General features: G+C 63.4%; 36 protein-coding genes. 3 read left to right on the top strand and 33 right to left on the bottom strand.

Annotation, left to right across the window (positions count from 1 at the left end; genetic code table 11):
• Positions 1-22: 22 nt before the first annotated feature.
• Both BMX57_RS18830 and BMX57_RS18825 read right to left on the bottom strand, forming a co-directional pair.
• Positions 23-1348 (bottom strand): replication-associated recombination protein A, encoded by a 1326-nt coding sequence (locus BMX57_RS18830; RefSeq protein WP_092371038.1) that lies wholly within the window; start codon positions 1346-1348, stop codon positions 23-25.
• A 3-nt stretch (positions 1349-1351) separates the two neighbouring features.
• Positions 1352-2734 carry a trypsin-like peptidase domain-containing protein gene (locus tag BMX57_RS18825; RefSeq protein ID WP_092371145.1) on the bottom strand — a complete coding sequence of 461 codons (1383 nt, stop codon included), beginning with the start codon at positions 2732-2734 and terminating at the stop codon, positions 1352-1354.
• Between the two features lie 118 nt (positions 2735-2852).
• On the opposite strand from BMX57_RS18825, the gene BMX57_RS18820 reads away from it, so the two are divergent.
• Together BMX57_RS18820 and BMX57_RS18815 are read left to right on the top strand one after the other, a co-directional pair.
• Positions 2853-3059: a hypothetical protein gene (locus BMX57_RS18820; RefSeq protein WP_092371035.1), complete on the top strand. Its 207-nt coding sequence runs from the start codon at positions 2853-2855 to the stop codon at positions 3057-3059.
• A gap of 19 nt (positions 3060-3078) precedes the next feature.
• Complete coding sequence (locus BMX57_RS18815) at positions 3079-3534, top strand: host attachment family protein (RefSeq protein WP_092371032.1); 456 nt, start codon at positions 3079-3081, stop codon at positions 3532-3534.
• 77 nt (positions 3535-3611) lie between these two features.
• Here the strand turns inward: BMX57_RS18815 and rplQ are convergent, their stop codons facing one another.
• The 26 genes from rplQ to rplB all read right to left on the bottom strand — a co-directional run bounded on the left by rplQ (position 3612) and on the right by rplB (position 18247).
• Complete coding sequence (gene rplQ, locus BMX57_RS18810; protein ID WP_092371029.1) at positions 3612-4037, bottom strand: 50S ribosomal protein L17; 426 nt, start codon at positions 4035-4037, stop codon at positions 3612-3614.
• Positions 4038-4230: 193 nt separating this feature from the next.
• On the bottom strand, positions 4231-5247 hold the full coding sequence (locus tag BMX57_RS18805) for a DNA-directed RNA polymerase subunit alpha (protein WP_092371026.1): 1017 nt from the start codon (positions 5245-5247) through the stop codon (positions 4231-4233).
• Positions 5248-5363: 116 nt separating this feature from the next.
• Positions 5364-5753 carry a 30S ribosomal protein S11 gene (rpsK, locus tag BMX57_RS18800; RefSeq protein ID WP_092371023.1) on the bottom strand — a complete coding sequence of 130 codons (390 nt, stop codon included), beginning with the start codon at positions 5751-5753 and terminating at the stop codon, positions 5364-5366.
• A 15-nt stretch (positions 5754-5768) separates the two neighbouring features.
• A complete protein-coding gene (gene rpsM, locus BMX57_RS18795; protein ID WP_092371020.1) occupies positions 5769-6137 on the bottom strand; it encodes a 30S ribosomal protein S13 in 369 nt (122 codons plus the stop codon).
• 199 nt (positions 6138-6336) lie between these two features.
• Positions 6337-6978 (bottom strand): adenylate kinase, encoded by a 642-nt coding sequence (locus tag BMX57_RS18790; RefSeq protein WP_092371017.1) that lies wholly within the window; start codon positions 6976-6978, stop codon positions 6337-6339.
• Positions 6975-8348, bottom strand: a complete 1374-nt coding sequence (gene secY, locus BMX57_RS18785; RefSeq protein WP_092371014.1) for a preprotein translocase subunit SecY — start codon at positions 8346-8348, stop codon at positions 6975-6977. The genes BMX57_RS18790 and secY overlap by 4 nt, the downstream gene beginning before the upstream one ends.
• Before the next feature lie 110 nt (positions 8349-8458).
• Positions 8459-8932: a 50S ribosomal protein L15 gene (rplO, locus tag BMX57_RS18780; RefSeq protein WP_092371011.1), complete on the bottom strand. Its 474-nt coding sequence runs from the start codon at positions 8930-8932 to the stop codon at positions 8459-8461.
• 271 nt (positions 8933-9203) lie between these two features.
• Positions 9204-9419: a DUF1127 domain-containing protein gene (locus BMX57_RS18775; protein ID WP_092371008.1), complete on the bottom strand. Its 216-nt coding sequence runs from the start codon at positions 9417-9419 to the stop codon at positions 9204-9206.
• A 237-nt stretch (positions 9420-9656) separates the two neighbouring features.
• A complete protein-coding gene (rpmD, locus tag BMX57_RS18770; protein ID WP_050605831.1) occupies positions 9657-9845 on the bottom strand; it encodes a 50S ribosomal protein L30 in 189 nt (62 codons plus the stop codon).
• A 5-nt stretch (positions 9846-9850) separates the two neighbouring features.
• Positions 9851-10429: a 30S ribosomal protein S5 gene (gene rpsE / locus BMX57_RS18765; protein ID WP_092371005.1), complete on the bottom strand. Its 579-nt coding sequence runs from the start codon at positions 10427-10429 to the stop codon at positions 9851-9853.
• A gap of 141 nt (positions 10430-10570) precedes the next feature.
• Complete coding sequence (rplR, locus tag BMX57_RS18760) at positions 10571-10930, bottom strand: 50S ribosomal protein L18 (protein WP_092371003.1); 360 nt, start codon at positions 10928-10930, stop codon at positions 10571-10573.
• An 11-nt stretch (positions 10931-10941) separates the two neighbouring features.
• Positions 10942-11475 carry a 50S ribosomal protein L6 gene (gene rplF / locus BMX57_RS18755; protein ID WP_092371000.1) on the bottom strand — a complete coding sequence of 178 codons (534 nt, stop codon included), beginning with the start codon at positions 11473-11475 and terminating at the stop codon, positions 10942-10944.
• 12 nt (positions 11476-11487) lie between these two features.
• The gene (rpsH, locus tag BMX57_RS18750) at positions 11488-11880 is read right to left on the bottom strand and encodes a 30S ribosomal protein S8 (protein ID WP_092370997.1); all 393 of its coding nucleotides are present in this window, start codon (positions 11878-11880) and stop codon (positions 11488-11490) included.
• Positions 11881-11893: 13 nt separating this feature from the next.
• On the bottom strand, positions 11894-12199 hold the full coding sequence (rpsN, locus tag BMX57_RS18745) for a 30S ribosomal protein S14 (RefSeq protein ID WP_092370994.1): 306 nt from the start codon (positions 12197-12199) through the stop codon (positions 11894-11896).
• A gap of 18 nt (positions 12200-12217) precedes the next feature.
• The gene (gene rplE / locus BMX57_RS18740; protein ID WP_092370991.1) at positions 12218-12781 is read right to left on the bottom strand and encodes a 50S ribosomal protein L5; all 564 of its coding nucleotides are present in this window, start codon (positions 12779-12781) and stop codon (positions 12218-12220) included.
• Positions 12774-13085: a 50S ribosomal protein L24 gene (gene rplX, locus BMX57_RS18735; RefSeq protein WP_092370988.1), complete on the bottom strand. Its 312-nt coding sequence runs from the start codon at positions 13083-13085 to the stop codon at positions 12774-12776. The genes rplE and rplX overlap by 8 nt, the downstream gene beginning before the upstream one ends.
• Positions 13085-13453, bottom strand: coding sequence for a 50S ribosomal protein L14 (gene rplN / locus BMX57_RS18730; RefSeq protein WP_008757934.1), 369 nt, complete (start codon positions 13451-13453; stop codon positions 13085-13087). Before rplN ends, rplX begins: the two co-directional genes overlap by 1 nt.
• A 75-nt stretch (positions 13454-13528) precedes the next feature.
• Positions 13529-13759 carry a 30S ribosomal protein S17 gene (gene rpsQ, locus BMX57_RS18725; protein WP_092370985.1) on the bottom strand — a complete coding sequence of 77 codons (231 nt, stop codon included), beginning with the start codon at positions 13757-13759 and terminating at the stop codon, positions 13529-13531.
• Positions 13760-13771: 12 nt separating this feature from the next.
• On the bottom strand, positions 13772-13978 hold the full coding sequence (gene rpmC, locus BMX57_RS18720) for a 50S ribosomal protein L29 (RefSeq protein ID WP_092370982.1): 207 nt from the start codon (positions 13976-13978) through the stop codon (positions 13772-13774).
• A gap of 230 nt (positions 13979-14208) precedes the next feature.
• Positions 14209-14592 carry a hypothetical protein gene (locus tag BMX57_RS18715; protein ID WP_143057955.1) on the bottom strand — a complete coding sequence of 128 codons (384 nt, stop codon included), beginning with the start codon at positions 14590-14592 and terminating at the stop codon, positions 14209-14211.
• A gap of 189 nt (positions 14593-14781) precedes the next feature.
• On the bottom strand, positions 14782-15402 hold the full coding sequence (locus BMX57_RS18710; RefSeq protein ID WP_092370976.1) for a 2OG-Fe(II) oxygenase family protein: 621 nt from the start codon (positions 15400-15402) through the stop codon (positions 14782-14784).
• A gap of 203 nt (positions 15403-15605) precedes the next feature.
• Positions 15606-16019 carry a 50S ribosomal protein L16 gene (rplP, locus tag BMX57_RS18705; protein WP_092370973.1) on the bottom strand — a complete coding sequence of 138 codons (414 nt, stop codon included), beginning with the start codon at positions 16017-16019 and terminating at the stop codon, positions 15606-15608.
• Between the two features lie 12 nt (positions 16020-16031).
• Entirely contained in the window at positions 16032-16739 is a 708-nt protein-coding gene (gene rpsC / locus BMX57_RS18700; protein WP_092370970.1) for a 30S ribosomal protein S3, read from the bottom strand.
• Positions 16739-17119, bottom strand: a complete 381-nt coding sequence (gene rplV, locus BMX57_RS18695; protein WP_092370967.1) for a 50S ribosomal protein L22 — start codon at positions 17117-17119, stop codon at positions 16739-16741. The genes rpsC and rplV overlap by 1 nt, the downstream gene beginning before the upstream one ends.
• A 3-nt stretch (positions 17120-17122) precedes the next feature.
• Positions 17123-17401: a 30S ribosomal protein S19 gene (rpsS, locus tag BMX57_RS18690; protein ID WP_092370964.1), complete on the bottom strand. Its 279-nt coding sequence runs from the start codon at positions 17399-17401 to the stop codon at positions 17123-17125.
• A 3-nt stretch (positions 17402-17404) separates the two neighbouring features.
• A complete protein-coding gene (gene rplB, locus BMX57_RS18685) occupies positions 17405-18247 on the bottom strand; it encodes a 50S ribosomal protein L2 (protein ID WP_092370961.1) in 843 nt (280 codons plus the stop codon).
• 355 nt (positions 18248-18602) lie between these two features.
• On the opposite strand from rplB, the gene BMX57_RS20505 reads away from it, so the two are divergent.
• The gene (locus tag BMX57_RS20505; RefSeq protein WP_143057954.1) at positions 18603-18926 is read left to right on the top strand and encodes a hypothetical protein; all 324 of its coding nucleotides are present in this window, start codon (positions 18603-18605) and stop codon (positions 18924-18926) included.
• 160 nt (positions 18927-19086) lie between these two features.
• On the opposite strand, the gene BMX57_RS18680 is transcribed toward BMX57_RS20505, so the two are convergent.
• The 5 genes from BMX57_RS18680 to BMX57_RS18660 form a co-directional block, all read right to left on the bottom strand.
• A complete protein-coding gene (locus tag BMX57_RS18680; RefSeq protein ID WP_092370958.1) occupies positions 19087-19383 on the bottom strand; it encodes a 50S ribosomal protein L23 in 297 nt (98 codons plus the stop codon).
• Positions 19380-19997 carry a 50S ribosomal protein L4 gene (gene rplD, locus BMX57_RS18675; RefSeq protein WP_092370955.1) on the bottom strand — a complete coding sequence of 206 codons (618 nt, stop codon included), beginning with the start codon at positions 19995-19997 and terminating at the stop codon, positions 19380-19382. The genes BMX57_RS18680 and rplD overlap by 4 nt, the downstream gene beginning before the upstream one ends.
• On the bottom strand, positions 19994-20728 hold the full coding sequence (gene rplC / locus BMX57_RS18670) for a 50S ribosomal protein L3 (RefSeq protein ID WP_092371142.1): 735 nt from the start codon (positions 20726-20728) through the stop codon (positions 19994-19996). Before rplC ends, rplD begins: the two co-directional genes overlap by 4 nt.
• Positions 20729-20745: 17 nt before the next feature.
• Positions 20746-21060 carry a 30S ribosomal protein S10 gene (gene rpsJ, locus BMX57_RS18665; protein ID WP_092370952.1) on the bottom strand — a complete coding sequence of 105 codons (315 nt, stop codon included), beginning with the start codon at positions 21058-21060 and terminating at the stop codon, positions 20746-20748.
• Positions 21061-21221: 161 nt separating this feature from the next.
• A partial coding sequence (locus tag BMX57_RS18660) for an EF-Tu C-terminal domain-related protein (RefSeq protein ID WP_207545791.1) occupies positions 21222-21316 on the bottom strand: 95 nt, incomplete at its 5' end.

Here is a 21316-nt window from a genome sequence, read left to right as displayed (position 1 = left end):
GTCGCGCGGGCGGGTGCGGATGTCAAGTTTCGCCGCGCTGCGCCCGCAGCTTGGCGAAATAGTCCAGGCGTTTCTTCAGCTCGCGCTCGAAGCCGCGCTCGACAGGCTGATACAACACTGGCCGCTTGATGCCTTCGGGAAAGTAGTCCTGGCCAGAGAACCCGCCCTCGGCATCGTGGTCATAGGCATAACCGGCGCCATAGCCCTGTTCCTTCATCAGCCCGGTAGGCGCGTTGAGGATATGCTTGGGCGGCGGTTCGCTGCCGGTCTGCCCGGCCAACTTCATCGCCGCCTTGTAGCCGACATAGGCCCCGTTGGATTTCGGCGCCAGCGCCAGATAGACCACGGCCTGCGCCAGGGCCAGCTCGCCCTCGGGGCTGCCGAGGCGTTCATAGACCTGCCAGGCGTGCAGGCAGATCGACTGCGCCTGCGGGTCGGCCAACCCGATATCCTCGACCGCCATGCGGGTGATACGCCGCGCCAGATAGCGTGGGTCCTCGCCCCCCTTCAGCATCCGCGCCAGCCAGTAGAGCGCGGCATCGGGATCCGACCCGCGCACCGATTTGTGCAGGGCCGAGATCAGGTTGTAATGCTCGTCGCCCGACTTGTCGTATTTCGCGGCCCGCCGCATCAGCCGGGCCGACAGCGCCTCGCGGTCCAGCGGCGCGTCGACCTTCCAGGCCGCCACCTGTTCGACCAGGTTGAGCAGCGCCCGCCCGTCGCCATCAGCCATCTCCTGCAGCGCATCGCGGGCGTCGGGACCCAGCGGCAGCGGGCGGCCCAGTTCTTTTTCGGCCCGCTGGGTCAGCCGTTCCAGGTCGGCGAGAGACAGCCTTTCCAGCACCAGAACCTGCGCCCGGCTGAGCAGCGCGGCGTTCAGCTCAAAGGACGGGTTCTCGGTGGTGGCGCCCACTAGGAGGATCGTGCCGTCCTCCATATGCGGCAGGAACCCGTCCTGCTGCGCCTTGTTGAAGCGGTGGATCTCATCGACGAACAGCAATGTGCCCTGGCCGTTGCCGCGCCGAATCTTGGCCGCCTCGAAGACCTTTTTCAGATCCTGAACGCCGGTGAAGATCGCGCTGATCTGCACGAAATGCAGATCGGTTTCATCCGCGAGAAGCCGCGCGATCGTGGTCTTGCCCACCCCGGGCGGCCCCCAGAACACCAGGCTGGACAGTGTGCCCGAGGCCAGCATCACGCCCAGCGGCGCCTCGGGACCGAGGATCTGCTCCTGGCCGATCACCTCGGCAACGGTCCGGGGGCGCAGACGGTCGGCCAGCGGTCGCGGGGCGCCGCCCTCCGGTCCGGGATCCGGCGACTTGGCGCCCTGGTCGAACAGATCCGCCATCCCTCAGAGCCGGAACCGAAGCGACAGCCGCTTGCCCTGGCGCAGCACGTCCAATTGAAGCCAGCGGCCCGGATCGCGCAGCAAGGCTTCTGCATCGGCGGGCGCCTCGATAGCGGCGCCGTTGACCGCCGCAATCTGGTCACCTCGCCGCAGCCCGGCCCGTGCGCCATAGCGGCCGGGATCGACGACAACCACGCCTTCGGCCGAGATCGGCAGGCCCAGATCGGCAATCACCGCCGGGTTGGCCCGCGCCAGAACCAGGCCTGGCAGGATTGTCCCGTCATCCAGCATGGTACGCTGGGCCGGCGGCTCGTCCGGCGCGGCGATCATCGACACCTCGGCCTCTTCGGCGCGGCCATCGCGTATTCGAGTGACGACCGAGCTGCCGCCGATCCCGGCCACGGACATGCGGAACATCATCTCGGGCGGTGAATTGACTTCCTGCCCGTCCATGTGGGTGATCACGTCACCGGCGCGGAACCCGGCGGCGGCAAACGGGCTGAGCTTGTGCAGGTCGGCCACGACGAACCCCATCGGCGGATCGAGGCCCAGCGACTCGGCGATATCGGCGGTCATCGACTGGCCGGTCATGCCCGCCCAGGGGCGCACGAATTCCGGGTTGCCGGCCTGCGCCTGACGCAGGAACTCGGCCACCAGGTTGGCCGGCACCGCAAAGCCGATTCCGTTCGAGCCGCCGGACCGTGTCAGGATCGAGGTGTTGATGCCAATCAGGTCTCCGTTCACGTCGATCAGCGCCCCACCCGAGTTGCCGGGGTTGATCGCCGCATCGGTCTGGATGAAATAGCCGCGCGCATTGCCGGTCGCGGTTCCGGTGCGCGCCAGGCCCGACACGATGCCGCTGCTGACCGTCTGGCCCACGCCGAACGGGTTGCCGATCGCCAGCGCCAGCTCGCCGACCTCGACATGATCGGAATCGCGCAGGTTCAGATGCGGCAGGTCGCGCGCCTCGGCCAGCTTGAGGATTGCGATATCGGTTTCCTCGTCCGCCAGCACGACGGTGGCGTCGAATTCCCGCCGGTCGGTGGTGACAACGCGGATCTCGGACGCCATGCCCACGACATGGTAGTTCGACACGACAAACCCGTCCGGGCTGAGGATCACGCCCGAGCCCAGCGAGTTGCGCACCTGCGGCCGCGGCGCCGCGCGCCCGCCGAAGAAGTCCCGGAAGAACGGATCCGAGAACAGCGGATTGGCGCGGCCCTCGGTTATGATCTTGGCATAGATGTTCACCACCGCCGGCGCGGAACGCTTCACCACCGGCGCAAAGCCCAGCGCAATCTCGGACTGCGAGGCCGGCACGCGGGTTTCGGCCAGGGGCTGCGTGGCGAGGCCGATGGCCAGCACGGTCAGTAGAATACGGATCATGTTCATTCCCCTTGATCGACTGCGGATATGCGGTCAGCCGCCGCGAAATGCAAGCAGAGGAACATCTCGGGGCGGTCGCGCGTTGGACCAGTGACCCAGACAAGAGGAGGGAATTCCCATGGCCGAACGCAAGAGATCCCGGGACGGGCAGCGCGAGAGCGAGGCCTTTGTCGACACCGCCGAAACCCCCTCGCAGCAGGGCCGCGCCGGCGGCAACCTGGAACGCAAAGTCGGCACCCGCGACCTGCTCAAGCGGGCGATGCAGGACAACCCCGGCACGACGCGGGTGCGCAAATCCGACGAGCGGGACGACGACAATTCCTGACCCAGACAGGAGACAGAAGATGGCACGGCTGAAACACGACACATGGGTTGTGGTGACCGACAGCGAGAAGGCCCTGTTTCTCACCAACCTGACGGATCACGAGGATCCCAACCTGGACGTGATCGAGAAGGAAGAACAGGACAACCCTTCGGACCGGGACCAGTCCGCAAACCGCCCGGGTCGGATGCAGGATACCGGCGTTCAGCAGAGATCGGCGATGGATGACACCGACTGGCACGAGCTGGCCAAGGAACGGTTTGCCAAGGACCTGTCGCAAATCCTCTACGACAAGGCCCACAAGGGTGCGTTCGACAAGCTGATCCTGGTGGCTGCGCCGCAGGTGCTGGGCGTGCTGCGTGAGGATCTGCACAAGGAGGTGGCCGACCGGATTGTCGCGGAGATCCCCAAGAACCTGGCCAACCACCCGGTGGACAAGATCGGCGACCTGGTGAAACGCGAACTCGACACCGCCTGAGGTCGTCCACAGGCACCCGGAAAAGCAAAACGCCGCGGCCGGACCGGCCGCGGCGTTTTCCGTCCGGCAGGGCCGGATTATTCTTCTGCGTCGGCGGCGTCTTCGAGCGCAAGGCGGGCCTTGTCGGCAGCGCCTTTCGCATCGACGTCACGGTCGACGAATTCGATGATCGCCATCGGCGCCATGTCGCCATAGCGGAAGCCGGCCTTGAGGATCCGGACATAGCCGCCCTGGCGGTCCTTGTAGCGCGGGCCCAGAACGTCGAACAGCTTGGCGACGTCCTTGTCTTCCTTCAGCTTCGACGCGGCCTGACGGCGGGCGTGCAGGTCGCCGCGCTTGGCGAGCGTGATCAGCTTTTCCACCACCGGGCGCAGTTCCTTGGCCTTGGGCAGCGTCGTCTTGATCTGCTCATGCTCGATCAGCGAGCCGGCCATGTTGGAAAACAGCGCCTTGCGGTGCTCGTGGGTGCGGTTCAGGCGGCGATAGCCTCGTGCGTGACGCATGGTTCTTACTCCTTTTGCCCTCTACGGGCGGTTTTGCTTTGTCCGGCGACCGATGCGTGTCAGCCGCTCTCCTTGGGGCGGAATCGCCCGAATTGTTCCCCGGCATCCCGGGCATTCGACGGATCGCGTATCAAGAGGGATGGGGTGGAACCCCATCCTACGGGTGCGTAGGATGGGATTTATCCCATCCGCCTCAGAACGCGTCTTCGAACTTCTTGGCCAGATCCTCGATGTTGTCCGGCGGCCAGTCCTCGACATCCATGCCCAGGTGCAGGCCCATGCCCGAGAGCACTTCCTTGATCTCGTTGAGCGACTTGCGGCCGAAGTTCGGAGTGCGCAGCATCTCGGCTTCGGTCTTCTGGATCAGGTCGCCGATATAGACGATGTTGTCGTTCTTCAGGCAGTTCGCCGAACGCACCGACAGTTCCAGCTCGTCCACCTTCTTGAGCAGCAGCGGGTTGAACTCCAGCCCGTCGTCGTCGTCCTGGCGGCCGGCGGCCTCGGGCTCTTCGAAGTTGACGAAGATCGACAGCTGGTCCTGAAGGATGCGCGCAGCAAAGGCGGTCGCGTCCTCGGGAGTGATCGAACCGTCGGTCTCGATCTTCATGGTCAGCTTGTCATAGTCCAGGACCTGGCCCTCGCGGGTCGGCTGAACGTCATAGGCGACCTTCTTGACCGGCGAGTAGATCGCGTCGATCGGGATGAGGCCGATGGGCGCATCTTCGGGCTTGTTCTTGTCGGCCGAGACATAGCCCTTGCCGGTGCTCACGGTCAGTTCCATGAACAGGTCGGCGCCATCGTCCAGGTGACAGATCACGTGGTCGCGGTTGAGAACCTCGATGCCGGCGCTTTCGCTGATGTCACCGGCGGTCACGACCGCCGGACCCTTGGCGCTGATCGACAGGCGCTTGGGGCCCTCGACCTCCATGCGCAGAGCGACGCCCTTGAGGTTGAGGATGATGTCGGTCACGTCCTCGCGCACGCCCGCGACGCTGGAAAACTCGTGCAGCACGTTGTCGATCTGCACACTGGTGATGGCGGCGCCCTGCAGGCTGCTCATCAGGATGCGGCGCAGCGCGTTGCCCAGCGTCAGGCCGAAACCGCGCTCGAGCGGCTCGGCCACAACGGTGGCCTGGCGCGCAGGATCGTTGCCCGGCTTGACCTCAAGCTGGGTCGGTTTGATCAATTCTGCCCAATTCTTGTGGATCATGTGGTCCCTCCATTCCTGTCCGCGCCCCATGTCCAGAAGGTGCAGACGCCCGAGGATTCAAACGGCGGACTGGGGCCGCGGTCCATGCCACGGCCCCAGTCCGAAAATCGTGCGGCTCAGACCCGGCGGCGTTTCGGCGGGCGGCAGCCATTATGCGCGATCGGCGTCACGTCACGGATCGACGTGATGTTGAAGCCGACAGCGGCCAGCGCGCGCAGCGCCGATTCACGGCCCGAGCCGGGGCCCTGGACCTCGACCTCGAGCGTCTTCACGCCGTGGTCCTGCGCCTTGCGGCCGGCGTCTTCGGCGGCCAGCTGGGCGGCATAGGGGGTCGATTTCCGCGATCCCTTGAAGCCCATCGTGCCGGCCGACGACCAGGAGATCGCGTTGCCCTGCACGTCCGAGATCAGGATCTTGGTGTTGTTGAAGGTCGAATTCACATGGGCGACGCCCGTTGCGATATTCTTGCGTTCCTTGCGCTTTACGCGCGTCTTGTCGCGTGCCATCGGTCAGACCCTCCCTTATTTCTTCTTGCCTGCGATGGGCTTTGCGGGGCCCTTTCGCGTGCGTGCGTTGGTATGGGTGCGCTGACCGCGAACCGGCAGGTTGCGGCGGTGACGCAGACCGCGATAGCAGCCCAGATCCATCAAGCGCTTGATGTTGATCTGGGTCTCGCGGCGCAGGTCGCCTTCGACGGTGAAGTTGGCGTCGATATGCTCGCGGATCGCCAGGACCTCGGCATCGCTCAGCTCGTTGACGCGGCGGGACTGGTCGACATTGACCGCCTCGCAGATCTGCTTGGCCGAGGATTTTCCGATACCGGTGATGTAGGTGAGGGCGATGGGTACCCGCTTGGCAGTCGGGATGTTAACGCCGGCAATACGTGCCACGTGTCACTTTCCTTTCGTTGCGGTTCCGTAACTCCAGAACCTTTTTTCACAACGCTTGACCGTGGCAGTGTGGCCAGAGGGTCCAGCATCATTTCGAGGTGGTCATGAGGGCAGACGAATCCACCCACAGGAATCGATTCCCGTCAGGGATGGGGGTGGGTAGTGGGTTTTCTCCGGGGCGTCAACCCCGGCCCGGATCTCACCCCAGGATCGCTTCGATCGAGGCGGTCACTTCCTGGATATCGGACATGCCGTTGACCGGACGCAGATCGCCCTTGGCGTAGTAATAACCGATAAGCGGCGAGGTCTTCTTGTAGTATTCCATCAGCCGGGTGCGCAGGCTGTCGGCGTTGTCGTCAGCGCGGCGGACCATGTCGGTGCTGCCGCAATGGTCGCAGACACCATCCTTGGCGGTGGGCTTGGTCTCGTCGTGATAGACCTCACCGCAATTGCCGCAGGTGAAGCGGCCCGAGATGCGGGCGACCAGCGCGTCGTCTTCGACGCGGATCTCGACCACCGCATGCAGTGACTGGCCCAGCTTGGCCAGCAGCGCCGCCAGCGCATCGGCCTGGGCCAGCGTACGCGGAAATCCGTCGAAGATGAAACCGGCGCCCTTTTCCGTGGTCAGCTTCTCTTCGATCAGGCCGATCACGATCTCGTCGGTCACCAGCTTGCCGGCATCCATGATCGCAGCGACCTTCTTGCCCATCGTGGTGCCCGAACTGCGCGCCTCGCGCAACATGTCACCGGTGCTGAGCTGGATCATGCCGCGGGTCTCGACAAGGTGCCGGGCCTGGGTGCCCTTGCCCGCACCAGGCGGGCCCAGGAGAATGATGTTCATCGCCGCGCCGGTCCCTTCTTGCCACGTTTCTTGCCCTTGCCGCCCTTGCCGCGCAGTTGCGACTTTTCGATCAGCCCTTCGTATTGGTGGGCCAGAAGGTGGCTCTGGATCTGCTGGATCGTGTCCATCGTCACCGAGACGATGATGAGCACGGAGGTGCCGCCGAAGTAGAAGGGAATGGCAAACTGCCCGCGCAGGATCTCGGGCAGCAGCATGACCGCCACAAGGTAGGCCGAGCCGAGAACCAGCACGCGGTTGACCACGTATTCCAGGTATTCAGCGGTTTTCTTGCCGGGACGGATGCCGGGGACGAAGCCGTTCTGCTTCTTCAGGTTGTCGGCCACATCATCGGGTTTGAACGAGACGTTGAACGTGTAGAAATAGGTGAAGAACACGATCATCGTCAGGAAGAACAGCAGGTAGAGCGGCTGGCCCGGTCCGAAATTGGCCAGGAGCCACGACATCACCGGCCCCGAGGCGGCGCCGGAGGAGAAGGTCGAGATCGTCACCGGCAGCAGCAGCAGCGAACTGGCGAAGATCGCCGGGATCACGCCGGCCGGGTTGACCTTGACCGGCAGGTGCGACGAGCCGCCGTCATAGACCTTCATGCCGACCTGGCGGCGCGGATACTGGATGTGGATCTTGCGCAGGGCGCGCTCCATGAAGACCACGAACGTGATGACTGCGATCACCATCACGATCACGCCGACGATCACCGCGGGGCTGAGCGCACCGCTGCGGCCGCTGGCGAAGAACTGCGCAAGTGCTGCGGGCACTTCGGCGATGATGCCGACGAAGATGATCAGCGAAATGCCGTTGCCGACGCCGCGGGCGGTGATCTGTTCGCCCAGCCACATCAGGAACATCGTGCCGCCGACCAGCGTGATCATCGTGGAAAAGCGGAAGTACAGACCGGGATCGGTGGCCAGGTCGCCCGATTCAAGCGACACAGCCAGGCCGTAGGCCTGCACGGTGGCAAGCAGCACGGTGCCGTAGCGGGTATACTGGTTGATCTTCTTGCGCCCCTGCTCGCCCTCTTTCTTGAGCTGTTCGAGCTGGGGGACCATCGCGGTCAGCAGCTGCACGATGATCGAGGCCGAGATGTAGGGCATGATGCCCAGGGCGAAGATGCCCATCCGGCCCAGCGCGCCGCCGGTGAACATGCTGACCATGCCGCCGATGCCCTGGCTCGCCTGTTCCATGAATTCGCGCAGCGCGGCGCCGTCGATACCCGGCACCGGGATGAACGTGCCCAGGCGGTAGACGATCAGCAGACCCAGCGTGAACAGGATGCGGTTGCGCAGATCTGTGGCCTTGCCCAGGGCCGCCCAACTGGTGTTGGCGGCCATTTGTTCTGCTGCTGATACCATGAATCGGTCTCTCTGATGTAAACACCGCCCGGAACCGTTTTCCGGCTCGGGCGGCGTCCTGGGAAAACTTCAGGCTCTATGTAAGCGGGTCATCGCCCGCTCACAAGCCGTTACTCTGCCGCGGCGGCGTTTGTGACCTTGAGTGAACCGCCCGCCTTTTCGACCGCCTCGATCGCCGACTTGGATGCGCCGGTGACTTCGAGGGTCAGCTTCGCCGAAACGTCGCCCTTGGCCAGGATCCGCACACCGTCACGCTTGCGGCGCACCAGGCCGCTCTCGACCAGAGCGTCCTCGGTGATCGCGGACTTGGCATCCAGCTTGCCGGCATCGACGAATTTCTGGATCAGGCCCAGGTTGACGATCGCGTATGCCTTGCGGTTGGGCTTGTTGAAGCCCCGCTTGGGCAGGCGCTGATAGAGCGGCATCTGGCCGCCCTCATAGCCGTTGATCGCCACGCCGGAACGGGATTTCTGGCCCTTGATGCCCCGGCCGCCCATCTTGCCCTTGCCCGAACCCGGGCCACGGCCGACGCGCATGCGTTTCTTGGTTGCACCCGGATTGTCGTGCAGTTCATGCAGTTTCATGTCGCTTCTCCTAGAGCCGGATGTGACCCCCGAAGCGATACGGGGCCAACCACGGCATTTTTCGGTTGATTCTCGTGCATCCCACGGGACCACCGGAGGCGTATAGACGGGATGCCGCCGGCGTTCAAGGGTATCCGGCCAACGTCGCAAGCGATTCCGGCGGCGGCGGGTCAGGCCGGTTTGCGCGCGCCGCGGACGCTCGGATCCCGGGACGCAAAAACGCCCCCGCGGCGGCGCGGGGGCGTTGGGATGCGTGAGTGGTGTGTTTGCCTCAGTGGCCGTAGACGTGCCGCCGGGCCACCTCGGGGATGTCGTAGCGGCCGAGGCCCAGATCCGTCAGTTCGCGGTCGCTGAGGTTCGACAGTTCGTCGACGGTGCGGCGATATTCGGCACGCTGCGTGCGGGCGGCCTTGTAGGCGTCGAGCGCGGTGCGGATGCGTGCGGTCAGGCCGTGGCCGAGATGTTCGGTGATGTTTGCATAAGCCATGATTGTGCTCCTTTTCCAATGCCGGGACCCATTCCCCGGTCTGCGTGTGTGCGTCCTTGTGACAGGGCTGAAATAGGCTCGTCCGGTTGCGCTAACAACGCACATATGGGTCTGCCCGCTATGCAGCCCGCTCATGGCGGCGGGGCTTGCGGGATGGGCAACGAAAAACGCCCCCGGCAGACCGGGGGCGTCCTTGAAGTCGCATCAGGCTGCGGGGGTTCCGCCGCTCTGGCGGCGTCAGCCGCGTTCTTCGACGATCTCGACCAGGTGCGGGATCTTGCGGATCATGCCGCGCACACTGGGCGTGTCCTCCAGCTCGCGGGTCTTGTGCATCTTGTTGAGGCCCAGACCGATCAGCGTGGCACGCTGTTCGGCGGGGCGGCGGATCGGGCTGCCGATCTGTTTGACGACGATGGTTTTTGCCATGTGACTCAAGCCTCCTCGGCAACCTGGCTCTGCTCGGCGGGTGCTTCGTCCCGCTTGGGCAGGATGTCGGACACCTTCTTGCCGCGGCGCTGCGCGACCGAACGGGGCGATTGTTCTTTCTTCAACCCGTCGATGGTGGCGCGGATCATGTTGTAGGGGTTCTGCGAGCCCAGCGACTTGGACACCACGTCCTTGACGCCCAGCATTTCGAACACGGCGCGCATCGGACCGCCGGCGATGATGCCGGTGCCCTCGGGCGCAGTGCGCATCACGACCTTGCCGGCACCGTGGCGGCCATACATGTCGTGGTGCAGGGTGCGGCCCTCGCGCAGCTGCACACGGATCATCTGGCGCTTGGCCTGCTCGGTGGCCTTGCGGATGGCCTCGGGGACCTCCTTGGCCTTGCCCTTGCCGAAGCCGACGCGGCCCTTCTGATCGCCGACGACCACAAGCGCGGCGAAACCGAAGCGCTTGCCGCCCTTGACGGTCTTGGACACGCGGTTGATCGCGACCAGGCGATCTGCGAATTCCGGAGTCTCGTCGCGGTCGCGACCCCTGCCCCGGCGGTTGTCATCTCTTGCCATGCGGCATCCCTTTCTTTGTGACGCGCGATCAGCCGATCCGGCGCCGGTTTTGTCAATCGAAGTGCCCCGGATCCGGTCCGGGGCCCCGATCATCGAGACGGGCGAACCCGCCTTCAACCCGGATGGGGTGGAACCCCATCCTCAGATCTTCAGCCCGCCCTCGCGCGCGGCGTCGGCCAGGGCCTTCACCTTGCCGTGGAACAGGAAGCCGCCGCGGTCGAAATAGGCTTCTTCCACGCCGGCCTTCTTGGCCCGCTCGGCGATCGTCGCACCAACCTTGGCGGCCGCTTCGACGTTGTTCTTGCCGACGAGGCCAAGATCCTTTTCCAGGGTCGAGGCGGAGGCCAGGGTCACGCCGCGCACGTCGTCGATCAGCTGGACGCTGATGTTCTTGTTGCTGCGGTGCACCGACAGGCGCGGACGGCCTGCATTGACCTTGCGAAGTTTGTTCCGAACGCGCAGGCGGCGCTTCAGAAACAGGGTTCTTTTGCTGTTTGCCATTGTTGCGTTCCTTACTTCTTCTTGCCTTCCTTGCGGAAGATGAACTCGCCCTTGTAGCGGATTCCCTTGCCCTTGTAGGGCTCGGGCACGCGCCAGGCACGGATCTCGGCGGCCACCTGGCCGACCTGCTGTTCATCGGCACCCTCGACCACGATTTCGGTCTGCTTGGGCGCCGAGACGGTAACTCCCTCGGGCGCCACGAAGTCGACATCGTGGCTGAGGCCGAGGTTCAGGCGCAGGGTGTTGCCCTGCATCTGGGCACGGTAGCCGACGCCCTGGATCTCGAGCTCCTTGCGGAAACCCTGGGTCACGCCGGTTACCAGGTTGGCGACCATGGTGCGGCTCATGCCCCACTGCTGGCGCGCCCGCTTGGACGAACCGCGCGGATCCACCGAGACGACATTATCGTTGACCGCAAGGGTCACGTCGTCGGTCGCGGTGAAGCTGCGGGTGCCCTTGGGGCCCTTCACTTCGATGGTCTGGCCGGACACAGTGGCGGTGACGCCGCTGGGCAACTCGACCGGTTTCTTACCAATACGAGACATCTCCGGACCTCCTTAGAAGACGGTGCAAAGCACTTCGCCGCCAACATTGCTGGAGCGAGCGTTTGCATCCGACATCACACCTTTCGGAGTGCTGACAATCGACACGCCCAGGCCCTGACGGACCTGCGGAATGTCACTGACGCCCATATAGACGCGGCGGCCGGGCTTGGAGACCCGCTTGATCTCGCGGATGACCGGTTCGCCCTCATAGTATTTCAGGCTGATCTCGATGGCCGGGTGGCCATTGCTGCCAGTCGTCTTCTCGTAGCCGCGGATGTAGCCTTCGTCGGCCAACACGTCCAGAACCCAGGCCCGCAGTTTCGAGGCCGGAGTCAGTACCGTGCTTTTGCCGCGCAGCTGGGCGTTGCGGATTCGGGTGAGCATATCGCCGATAGGATCGTTCATATCATGTCTCTCCTTACCAGCTCGATTTCACCATGCCGGGGATCTGCCCCGACGAACCCAGATCGCGCAGCTTGATCCGCGACACCTTGAGCTTGCGGTAATACGCATGCGGACGGCCGGTCAGCTGGCAGCGGTTGTGCAGGCGGGTTGCCGAGCTGTTGCGCGGCAGTTTCGCCAGTTTCAGCCGCGCCTTGAAGCGCTCCTCCATCGGGCGGCTTTCGTCATTCGCGATCTCTTTGAGCTCGGCGCGCTTTGCGGCGTATTGGGCCACCAGGCGCTCGCGCTTCTTCTCGCGCTCGATCATTGCTTTCTTAGCCATGTCTAATCCTCCCGCGCGTCAGCTGTTGAAGGGCATGTTGAATTGCTTCAACAGCGCCTTGGCTTCAGCGTCGGTTTTCGCTGTGGTGGCAATTACGATGTCCAGGCCCCAGACCTCGTCGACCTTGTCGAAGTCGATTTCCGGGAACACGATGTGCTCTTTCATGCCCATGGCATAGTTGCCACGGCCGTCGAAAGACGTGCCCGACACGCCGCGGAAGTCACGCACGCGCGGCAGCGCGATGGTGATCAGGCGGTCGAGGAACTCGTACATCCGGTCGCCGCGCAGGGTCACCTTGGCGCCCAGCGGCATCTCTTCGCGGACGCGGAAGCCGGCGATGGACTTCTTGGCCTTGGTGATGACGGCCTTCTGGCCGGCAATGGCGGTCAGGTCTTCCTGCGCCGATTTGGCCTTCTTGCTGTCCTTCACCGCCTCGGCGCCACAGCCGATGTTCAGAACGATCTTGTCCAGCCGCGGAATCATCAGATCGTTCTTGTAGCCGAACTCTTCCTTCAGAGCGGCGCGGATGGTGTCGCGGAACTGCGCGCGCAGACGCGGGGTATAGGTTGCGGCATCAAGCATCGATCACGTCCCCCGTGGTCTTGGCGAAACGCACCTTCTTGTCGCCTTCCATGCGGAACCCGACACGGGTGGGTTTGCCGTTCTTGTCCAGAATCGCCAGGTTGGACAGGTCCACCGGCACGGCCTGCGGCAGGCGGCCGCCCTGGCTGTTCTGCGACTGGCGGGTGTGGCGGATGGCGATGTTCACGCCGTCGACCACGGCCTTGCCGGCCTTGGGATCGACCGAGGTGATCGTGCCTTCCTTGCCCTTGTCCTTGCCGGACAGGACGACGACCTTGTCGCCCTTTTTTAGTTTCGCAGCCATCAGAGCACCTCCGGAGCCAGCGAGATGATCTTCATGAAGTTCTTGCCCCGCAGCTCGCGCACGACGGGGCCGAAGATACGGGTTCCGACCGGCTCGTTGTTGTTGTTGAGGATGACGGCGGCATTGCGATCGAAGCGGATCGCGGTGCCGTCCTCGCGGCGGACTTCCTTGGCGGTGCGCACGACGACGGCCTTGCGGACATCGCCCTTCTTCACGCGGCCGCGCGGGATGGCTTCCTTCACCGAGACGACGATGATGTCGCCGACGGAGGCGTATTTACGCTTGGAACCACCCAGGACCTTGATGCACTGAACCCGGCGCGCGCCGGAGTTGTCAGCGACATCCAGATTGGTCTGCATCTGGATCATGTGGTTTCTCCCGACCTTTGGGGGCTGGTCTCGTTCTGTCCCCCAGGGTTTCGATTGGCCAGTCGGCCTGCAGGCTTATGCCTCCAGAACCTCCCAGCGTTTGGTCTTCGATTTCGGCGCGCATTCGATGATGCGGACCGTGTCGCCCACCTTGTAGGCGTTCTTCTCATCGTGAGCCCGGTACTTCTTGGACTTGCGGATGGTCTTCTTCAGAACCGGGTGCGTGAAGCGGCGTTCCACCGACACGGTGACGGTCTGGGCATTGGCGTCGCTGGTGACGGTGCCGGAGAGGATACGTTTGGGCATCTTGCAGGCTCCTTATGCGTCGCCAGCTGCGGCGGCAGCTTTTTCGTTGAGGATGGTCTTCACCCGGGCGGCATTGCGCCGTGCGGCCTTGATGCCGGCGGTGCTTTCCAGCTGGCCGGTGGCCTGCTGGAAGCGCAGGTTGAAGGCCTCTTTCTTGAGGTTGGCAAGCTCTTCCCGAAGCTGGTCGGGGGTCTTGTCACGCAGTTCCTTGGCGTTCATGCGCCCTTTTCCTTTCTCAAAACACCAGAAGGCCCCTGCAACGGGTCACCCTTGACCTGGTGGATGAATGACAGACATGCGAATCCCCCGCACGGGCGGGTGATCGCAGGATGCCGCTCTATAGGGGAAGCGGCGGATGGGGGCAAGGGGGTGTTTGGACATGAATGATACGCGTCGCCTCTGGGGCCATCTATTCCAGAACTCCCCGAGTTCGCACATGCTTTCCATGCTCATAGCGAGTGAAAGAACACGTAGGCCTCAATCTGTTCCAGGTTGGACGCATTCTCGTATACCAATATTCGTAGCTCGTATCGTGACACGACGGTATTGAAGTATTGGCTGGAGAAAACCGTCAGTTTGGTGGCACTTCGCCCAGCCAAGCTTTCCCTTTGATTTGGCGACAAACCGGCATCCGCTATTGCTACCTCGTAGTAACCGCGGTTCGCGTTTTGCTCGAGATACTCGGTGACATTCTGCACACGTTTTTCGGACAAGTGGCGCAGCAATCGCTGCGTCACGACCGGTTCGGGACTGTGCCCGAGATCCCTGATGGCTCGTTTCGCAAAGGCGTCAAAGTCTGAAGTTGTAGACACCCCAATCAGGTAGGTGGCCAATACCACAGACGCCGCTGCGACTACTATGTAGTATTTTCTTGGAAGCATCGGGTTTCTCACAACGTGTCGGTCACGGCGACCGCGGTGAATTGATTAAATCCCGGGCTTGATCGTCCAAGGCAGCTTGGGCTCCTCCCGTTCGGCCCTCAGTCGCTCCGCTGGACCGATCGCCGCTGCGCGGACCTGGCCTCACCCCCAACCATAGTTGAAACTCACCGAGATCCGCTCCTCCTCGGCCATGTTCATCGGCACCTCGTGGCGCAGCCAGCTTTCCCACAGCAGCACGTCGCCCACATCCGGCTGCACATAGATGAACGGCTGCAACTCCCGCCGGGCCCCCTTGACCCGCGTGGGTGCCGCCATCATCCGGGCCGAACGCGGATCCTCCAGCTTCAGCGCGCTGGCCCCCTCGGGCATCGCCACATAGGTCGTGCCGCTGATCACCGAATGCGGATGAATGTGGGAACTGTGCATCCCCCCCTCGGGCAGGATGTTGATCCAGATGTCCTCGAGCTTCAGGTCGCGCCCGTCCAGGTCGAATTCCAGATCCCCGGCAAAGGCGGCCACATGCGCGTCGAGTGCCGTGACCAGATCGGCAAACACCGGAAACCGCCAGGGCAGATCGGTCAGCGAGGCATAGGACGTGTAGCCGGGATACCCGTTCGCCGCGCACCACTCCTGCCCGGCCTCGTCATCCTCGGCGATCACGAGGCACGAGTTTTCCAGCTCAGAGGGGTCGATGCGCGGCGCAAGCTCGGCAAGCGGTGCGCGGTAGAGGCGGGTGACGAAAAGCGAGTCGATCTGGGACATGGCGCCGTCTTACCTCAGCGCTTCGCGGCGCGCGAGGGACTTTGGGCCAGTTGAATGAAGGATCCCTGCTTCCTCTCGCCCCAAATACCTCGGGGGAGTCGCCCGGCACGGGCGACGGGGGCAGAGCCCCCGACAAAGCAAAGACCCCCGCCAGTTTCCCGGCGAGGGTCAGAAACCGTAGGATGGGGTTTCACCCCATCCCCCTACCAGTCTTCGCGGATCACGATACGGGTCTTGATCGGCAGCTTCATCGCGGCCAGGCGCAGGGCCTCGCGTGCGACTTCGTCGCCGACGCCGTCGATCTCGAACATCACACGGCCGGGCTTGACCTTGGCGGCCCAGTAATCGACCGAGCCCTTGCCCTTGCCCATCCGTACTTCAGTGGGTTTCGACGTCACCGGCGTGTCCGGAAAGATCCGGATCCACACGCGGCCCTGGCGTTTCATGTGGCGCGTCATGGCGCGGCGTGCCGCTTCGATCTGACGTGCCGTCACCCGCTCGGGCTGGGTCGCCTTGAGACCGTAGGTGCCGAAGTTCAGATCCGAGCCGCCCTTGGCGTCGCCCTTGATCCGGCCCTTGTGCATCTTGCGGAATTTCGTGCGCTTTGGTTGAAGCATCTCTTTTCCTCCTTAGCGGCGGCCACCGGCGCCACGCGGGGCCGGACCGTCCTGGAGTTCCTGCGCCTTGCGGTCGCGCGCCTGGGGATCGTGCTCCATGATCTCGCCTTTGAAGATCCAGACCTTGATCCCGATGATGCCATAGGGCGTTTCCGCCACGGCCAGGGCATAGTCGATGTCGGCGCGCAGCGTGTGCAGCGGCACGCGGCCCTCGCGATACCACTCGGTCCGCGCAATCTCGGCACCGCCGAGGCGGCCGCCGACATTCACCCGGATGCCCAAGGCACCCATGCGCATGGCGTTCTGCACCGACCGCTTCATCGCGCGGCGGAAGCTGACCCGCCGCTCGAGCTGTTGGGCGATGGATTCGGCCACCAGCTGCGCGTCAAGCTCCGGCTTGCGCACTTCGACGATGTTGAGGTGCAGCTCGCTGTCGGTCATCGCCGACAGTTTCTTGCGCAGACCCTCGATATCGGCGCCCTTCTTGCCGATGATCACGCCGGGGCGGGCCGTGTGGATCGTCACGCGGCACTTCTTGTGCGGCCGCTCGATGATCACGCGGGCCACGCCGGCCTGCTTGCACTCTTCCTTGATGAACTCGCGGATCTTGATGTCTTCCAGCAGAAGATCGCCGTAGTCCTTGGTGTCGGCATACCAGCGGCTGTCCCAGGTGCGGTTGACCTGAAGGCGCATGCCGATCGGATTGACTTTGTTACCCATCAGACTTGCTCCTCAACTTGACGCACCTTGATGGTGATCTCCGAGAACGGCTTCATGATCTTGCCGAACCGGCCACGGGCGCGCGGACGTCCGCGCTTCATGACCAGGTTCTTGCCGACCCAGGCCTCGGCGACGATCAGCTCGTCGACATCCAGGTTGTGATTGTTCTCGGCATTGGCGATGGCAGACTGAAGACACTTCTTCACGTCGGCCGCGATCCGCTTGTTCGAGAAGGTGAGATCGGTCAGCGCCTTCTCGACCTTCTTGCCGCGGATCATCGCTGCAACCAGGTTCAGTTTCTGCGGGCTGGTGCGAAGCATGCGGGTTTTCGCCATTGCTTCGTTTTCGGCCACGCGGCGGGGGTTCTTTTCCTTGCCCATGACTTACTTCCGCTTCGCTTTCTTGTCGGCCGCGTGCCCGTAATAGGTGCGCGTCGGCGAATACTCACCGAACTTCTGACCGATCATTTCCTCGGAGACCAGCACGGGGACGTGCTTGTGGCCGTTGTAGACGCCGAACGTCAGGCCCACGAATTGGGGCAGGATCGTCGAGCGGCGCGACCAGATCTTGATGACTTCCTTGCGGCCCGATTCGCGGGCAGCTTCGGCTTTCTTGAGCACGAAACTGTCGACGAAGGGTCCTTTCCAGACGGAACGCGACATGTTCTAGCGCCCTTTCTTCTTGGCGTGACGCGAGCGGATGATCAGCTTCTGCGACGCCTTGTTCTTGTTGCGGGTGCGCGCACCCTTTGTCGGCTTGCCCCAGGGCGTCACCGGATGACGACCGCCCGAGGTCCGGCCTTCACCGCCGCCATGGGGGTGATCGATCGGGTTCATCACGACACCGCGAACCGAGGGGCGCACGCCCTTGTGGCGCATCCGGCCGGCCTTGCCGTAGTTCTGGTTGCTGTTGTCGGGGTTCGACACGGCACCCACGGTGGCCTTGCATTCCTGGCGCACCAGGCGCAGCTCGCCCGAGCTGAGCCGGATCTGGGCATAGCCGCCGTCACGTCCGACGAACTGGGCATAGGTGCCCGCCGCGCGCGCGATCTGGCCACCCTTGCCGGGCTTCATCTCGATATTGTGGACGATCGTGCCGATCGGCATGCCCGAGAAGGGCATCGCGTTGCCGGGCTTGATGTCGGCCTTTTCCGAGGCGACGATCTTGTCCCCCACGGCCAGGCGCTGCGGCGCCAGGATATAGGCCTGCTCGCCGTCGTCATACTTGATCAGCGCGATGAAGGCGGTCCGGTTCGGGTCGTATTCGATCCGCTCGACGGTGGCCGCCACGTCATATTTGTTCCGTTTGAAGTCAACGATCCGGTAGAGGCGTTTGGCGCCACCACCCCGCCTGCGCGAGGTGATCCGTCCGGTGTTGTTGCGGCCGCCCGACTTGGTCAGTCCCTCGGTGAGGGATTTGACCGGACGCCCTTTATACAGCTCCGAACGGTCGATCAGCACCAGCCCGCGCTGGCCCGGCGTCGTCGGCTTGTACGACTTGAGTGCCATGCTTTCTGTCTTCCGTTTAGCAATGCGGGACGTTTGCGCCCCGCTATGTTTGAGGCCCCGAGGGCCCTGGGTATAGGGCCCCGAAGGTCCCCGGTTGCAAAAATCATGGGCCCCGGAACGAATCCGGGGCCGCAGGATTGGGGCGATGTAGCAGAGGGCGGCGGGGGTGTCTATAGGCAGGGCGCACTTATTCCCCCCCTGCCCCCGTCGACACATTTCGCATCGAAACCCGAGAGATTTACGATGCTTGATGGCGGCTACCGGTCAGTCGTGAAGTGTCATGTGACTAACAGCGTTGGTTGCGTAGGTTTCCCACATGTTTCATCGAGCGATAATCTTCGCTAAGCTTTTATGCATGGTGAACAACAAAACTGGAATGACAAAGAAAGTACGAGAATTCATCGCGTCGGCTCGAAAGAGGCTTCGTGATGAGCTTAAGTCGGCTTCGCCTGAACGCCGAGAAGAACTACTTCAAGCAGAACATGCGATCCAACGGATAGTGGACCGTTCAAAAAAAGAAAGGATCGCCTTTGGGACACTTACTGAAGAACTAAATGCCTTGGAGAAGCGTGACAATAAGAGAAGAGCAAACAAGTCCGGCAGGTCGCATTTGAATTGGCAAAATGAGCATTTACCGATGAACCAAGCAGGCGCGCCTAGCTTAGGGAAACGACGATAGGATCCTTATCAAAAGCTTGCAACTTTCTGCCTGAATCGCCGATCAAAAGAGACCGTAGTAGCGATCCGTCGTCAGAGGTTCTCACTAAATTGACGAAGCCCCCACCTCTCGGCGGGGGCTTTTACAATCTCGCTGGGAGGGCACTCTCCCCGCCGCAGGATCACAACCCGGTGGTCACGTCGATCGTATTGCCTTCCTCAAGCGTCACATAGGCCTTCTTCACGTCCTTGCGGCGGCCCAGCTGGCCGCGGAAGCGTTTGACCTTGCCCTTGGTGATGGAGGTGTTGACCGCCTTCACCTTCACACCGAAGAGCGCCTCGACGGCCTCCTTGATCTGCGGCTTGTTGCTGTCGATCGCCACTTCGAACACCACCGCGCCGTTTTCCGACGCCATGGTGGATTTCTCGGTGATGACCGGCTTGCGGATCACGTCGTAATGTTCTGCCTTCGCGCTCATTTCAGTCGAGCCTCCAGTGCTTCGACACCCGCCTTGGTGAGCACCAGCGTGTCACGGCGGAGGATGTCATAGACGTTTGCGCCCATCGTCGGCAGGATGTCCAGACCTTCGATGTTGCGGGCGGCACGGGCAAAGCCCTCGTTCACCTGCGCCCCGTCGATGACCAGCGCGCGTTTCCAGCCCAGGTTCGCGACCTGCTTGGCCAGGGCTGCGGTCTTGCCCTCGGCAGCGGCATCCTCGATCACCACCAGCTCGCCTGCGCGGGCCTTGGCGCTGAGCGCATGCTTGAGCCCCAGCTTGCGGAACTTCTTGGGCAGCTCGTGGCCATGCGACCGGGGGGTCGGACCCTTGTAGATCCCGCCCTTGCGGAAGATCGGCGCGTTGCGGTCACCGTGGCGTGCGCCGCCGGTACCCTTCTGGCGATAGATCTTCTTGGTCGAATAGCTGGTCTCGGACCGGGTCTTGACCTTGTGGGTGCCGGCCTGCGCGTTGTTGCGCTGCCAGCGGACCACGCGGTGCAGGATGTCCGCACGCGGCTCCAGACCGAAGAGTTCCTCGTTCAGCTCGACCGAACCGGCCTTGCCGCCGTCCAGTTTGATCACATCGAGTTTCATGCTTCACCACCTTCCGCGGGCGCTTCTTCCGCGGGTGCTTCGGCCGCCGCGGCAGCCGCCGATTTCAGCGCCGCCGGAAACGGCACACCATCGGGCAGTTTCTTCTTCACGGCATCCTTGACAGTGACCCAGCCACCCTTGGAGCCGGGAACCGCGCCCTTGATGAACACCAGGCCGCGCTCGGCGTCGGTGCGGACGACCTCGAGGTTCTGGGTGGTCACGCGGGCGGCGCCCATGTGGCCGGCCATCTTCTTGCCCTTGAACACCTTGCCGGGGTCCTGGCACTGGCCGGTCGAGCCGTGCGAGCGGTGGCTGATCGACACGCCGTGCGAGGCGCGCAGGCCGCCGAAATTGTGCCGCTTCATGGCACCGGCGAAACCCTTACCGATCGAAGTGCCGGTCACGTCGACCTTCTGGCCCGACAGGTAGTGCTCGGCCGAGATCTCCTCGCCCACGCCGATCAGGTTGTCCTCGGACACCCGGAACTCGGCCAGCTTGCGCTTGGGCTCGACCTTGGCGGCGGCGAAATGGCCGCGCATGGCCTTGCTGACCCGCTTGACCTTGGACGCGCCGGCGCCCAGTTGCACGGCCGAATAGCCGTCTTTCTCGGCGGTCCGCTGCGCCACGACCTGCAGCCCGTCCAGCTGCAGAACGGTGACGGGGATCTGCTTGCCATCTTCCATGAAGAGGCGCGTCATGCCGACTTTCTTCGCGATAATACCGGAACGCATGTTCATACCCTCCGATTTCAGGACTGCAGCTTGATCTCGACATCCACGCCAGCGGCGAGGTCGAGCTTCATCAGCGCGTCCACGGTCTGGGGGGTCGGATCAACGATGTCGAGCAGCCGCTTGTGGGTGCGGATCTCGAACTGGTCGCGGGATTTCTTGTCGACGTGAGGGCCACGGAGAACCGTGAACTTCTCGATCTTGTTCGGCAGCGGGATCGGGCCACGCACCTGCGCGCCGGTCCGCTTGGCGGTGTTGACGATCTCCTGGGTGCTGGAATCCAGCACGCGGAAATCGAACGCCTTGAGCCGAATCCGGATGTTTTGGCTTTGCATTGCTCTTTCGCCTTTCAAGGCTCTTGGAGTTGATAGGACGACCAGCAGCCCATTCCGCTGGCCCTCGTCGAACCCGAAGGGCGGGAGTAACCCCGCCCATAGGTAAGATCGGTCTTGCGAACCGGGGCCGCATACACGACCCCGGCCGGTGCATCAAGCGATTACTCGATGATCTTCGACACCACGCCGGCGCCAACCGTGCGGCCGCCTTCGCGGATGGCGAAGCGCAGGCCGTCTTCCATCGCGATCGGTGCGA

This window comes from Cribrihabitans marinus (assembly GCF_900109035.1).
GTDB classification, from domain to species: Bacteria; Pseudomonadota; Alphaproteobacteria; order Rhodobacterales; family Rhodobacteraceae; genus Cribrihabitans; species Cribrihabitans marinus.
The sequence above is the reverse complement of the archived record's forward strand: the minus strand, read 5'-3'. Positions and strand labels throughout refer to the sequence as shown.

Bases quoted from the DNA above. Each gene is read 5' to 3' on its own strand.
- BMX57_RS18830 (WP_092371038.1), bottom strand. From the start codon at position 1,348: ATGGCGGATCTGTTCGACCAGGGCGCCAAGTCGCCGGATCCCGGACCG.
- BMX57_RS18825 (WP_092371145.1), bottom strand. From the start codon at position 2,734: ATGATCCGTATTCTACTGACCGTGCTGGCCATCGGCCTCGCCACGCAG.
- BMX57_RS18820 (WP_092371035.1), top strand. From the start codon at position 2,853: ATGGCCGAACGCAAGAGATCCCGGGACGGGCAGCGCGAGAGCGAGGCC.
- BMX57_RS18815 (WP_092371032.1), top strand. From the start codon at position 3,079: ATGGCACGGCTGAAACACGACACATGGGTTGTGGTGACCGACAGCGAG.
- rplQ (WP_092371029.1), bottom strand. From the start codon at position 4,037: ATGCGTCACGCACGAGGCTATCGCCGCCTGAACCGCACCCACGAGCAC.
- BMX57_RS18805 (WP_092371026.1), bottom strand. From the start codon at position 5,247: ATGATCCACAAGAATTGGGCAGAATTGATCAAACCGACCCAGCTTGAG.
- rpsK (WP_092371023.1), bottom strand. From the start codon at position 5,753: ATGGCACGCGACAAGACGCGCGTAAAGCGCAAGGAACGCAAGAATATC.
- BMX57_RS18790 (WP_092371017.1), bottom strand. From the start codon at position 6,978: ATGAACATCATTCTCCTGGGCCCGCCTGGTGCGGGCAAGGGCACCCAG.
- secY (WP_092371014.1), bottom strand. From the start codon at position 8,348: ATGGTATCAGCAGCAGAACAAATGGCCGCCAACACCAGTTGGGCGGCC.
- rplO (WP_092371011.1), bottom strand. From the start codon at position 8,932: ATGAAACTGCATGAACTGCACGACAATCCGGGTGCAACCAAGAAACGC.
- BMX57_RS18775 (WP_092371008.1), bottom strand. From the start codon at position 9,419: ATGGCTTATGCAAACATCACCGAACATCTCGGCCACGGCCTGACCGCA.
- rpmD (WP_050605831.1), bottom strand. From the start codon at position 9,845: ATGGCAAAAACCATCGTCGTCAAACAGATCGGCAGCCCGATCCGCCGC.
- rpsE (WP_092371005.1), bottom strand. From the start codon at position 10,429: ATGGCAAGAGATGACAACCGCCGGGGCAGGGGTCGCGACCGCGACGAG.
- rplR (WP_092371003.1), bottom strand. From the start codon at position 10,930: ATGGCAAACAGCAAAAGAACCCTGTTTCTGAAGCGCCGCCTGCGCGTT.
- rplF (WP_092371000.1), bottom strand. From the start codon at position 11,475: ATGTCTCGTATTGGTAAGAAACCGGTCGAGTTGCCCAGCGGCGTCACC.
- rpsH (WP_092370997.1), bottom strand. From the start codon at position 11,880: ATGAACGATCCTATCGGCGATATGCTCACCCGAATCCGCAACGCCCAG.
- rpsN (WP_092370994.1), bottom strand. From the start codon at position 12,199: ATGGCTAAGAAAGCAATGATCGAGCGCGAGAAGAAGCGCGAGCGCCTG.
- rplE (WP_092370991.1), bottom strand. From the start codon at position 12,781: ATGCTTGATGCCGCAACCTATACCCCGCGTCTGCGCGCGCAGTTCCGC.
- rplX (WP_092370988.1), bottom strand. From the start codon at position 13,085: ATGGCTGCGAAACTAAAAAAGGGCGACAAGGTCGTCGTCCTGTCCGGC.
- rplN (WP_008757934.1), bottom strand. From the start codon at position 13,453: ATGATCCAGATGCAGACCAATCTGGATGTCGCTGACAACTCCGGCGCG.
- rpsQ (WP_092370985.1), bottom strand. From the start codon at position 13,759: ATGCCCAAACGTATCCTCTCCGGCACCGTCACCAGCGACGCCAATGCC.
- rpmC (WP_092370982.1), bottom strand. From the start codon at position 13,978: ATGAACGCCAAGGAACTGCGTGACAAGACCCCCGACCAGCTTCGGGAA.
- BMX57_RS18710 (WP_092370976.1), bottom strand. From the start codon at position 15,402: ATGTCCCAGATCGACTCGCTTTTCGTCACCCGCCTCTACCGCGCACCG.
- rplP (WP_092370973.1), bottom strand. From the start codon at position 16,019: ATGCTTCAACCAAAGCGCACGAAATTCCGCAAGATGCACAAGGGCCGG.
- rpsC (WP_092370970.1), bottom strand. From the start codon at position 16,739: ATGGGTAACAAAGTCAATCCGATCGGCATGCGCCTTCAGGTCAACCGC.
- rplV (WP_092370967.1), bottom strand. From the start codon at position 17,119: ATGGGCAAGGAAAAGAACCCCCGCCGCGTGGCCGAAAACGAAGCAATG.
- rpsS (WP_092370964.1), bottom strand. From the start codon at position 17,401: ATGTCGCGTTCCGTCTGGAAAGGACCCTTCGTCGACAGTTTCGTGCTC.
- rplB (WP_092370961.1), bottom strand. From the start codon at position 18,247: ATGGCACTCAAGTCGTACAAGCCGACGACGCCGGGCCAGCGCGGGCTG.
- BMX57_RS20505 (WP_143057954.1), top strand. From the start codon at position 18,603: ATGGTGAACAACAAAACTGGAATGACAAAGAAAGTACGAGAATTCATC.
- BMX57_RS18680 (WP_092370958.1), bottom strand. From the start codon at position 19,383: ATGAGCGCGAAGGCAGAACATTACGACGTGATCCGCAAGCCGGTCATC.
- rplD (WP_092370955.1), bottom strand. From the start codon at position 19,997: ATGAAACTCGATGTGATCAAACTGGACGGCGGCAAGGCCGGTTCGGTC.
- rplC (WP_092371142.1), bottom strand. From the start codon at position 20,728: ATGCGTTCCGGTATTATCGCGAAGAAAGTCGGCATGACGCGCCTCTTC.
- rpsJ (WP_092370952.1), bottom strand. From the start codon at position 21,060: ATGCAAAGCCAAAACATCCGGATTCGGCTCAAGGCGTTCGATTTCCGC.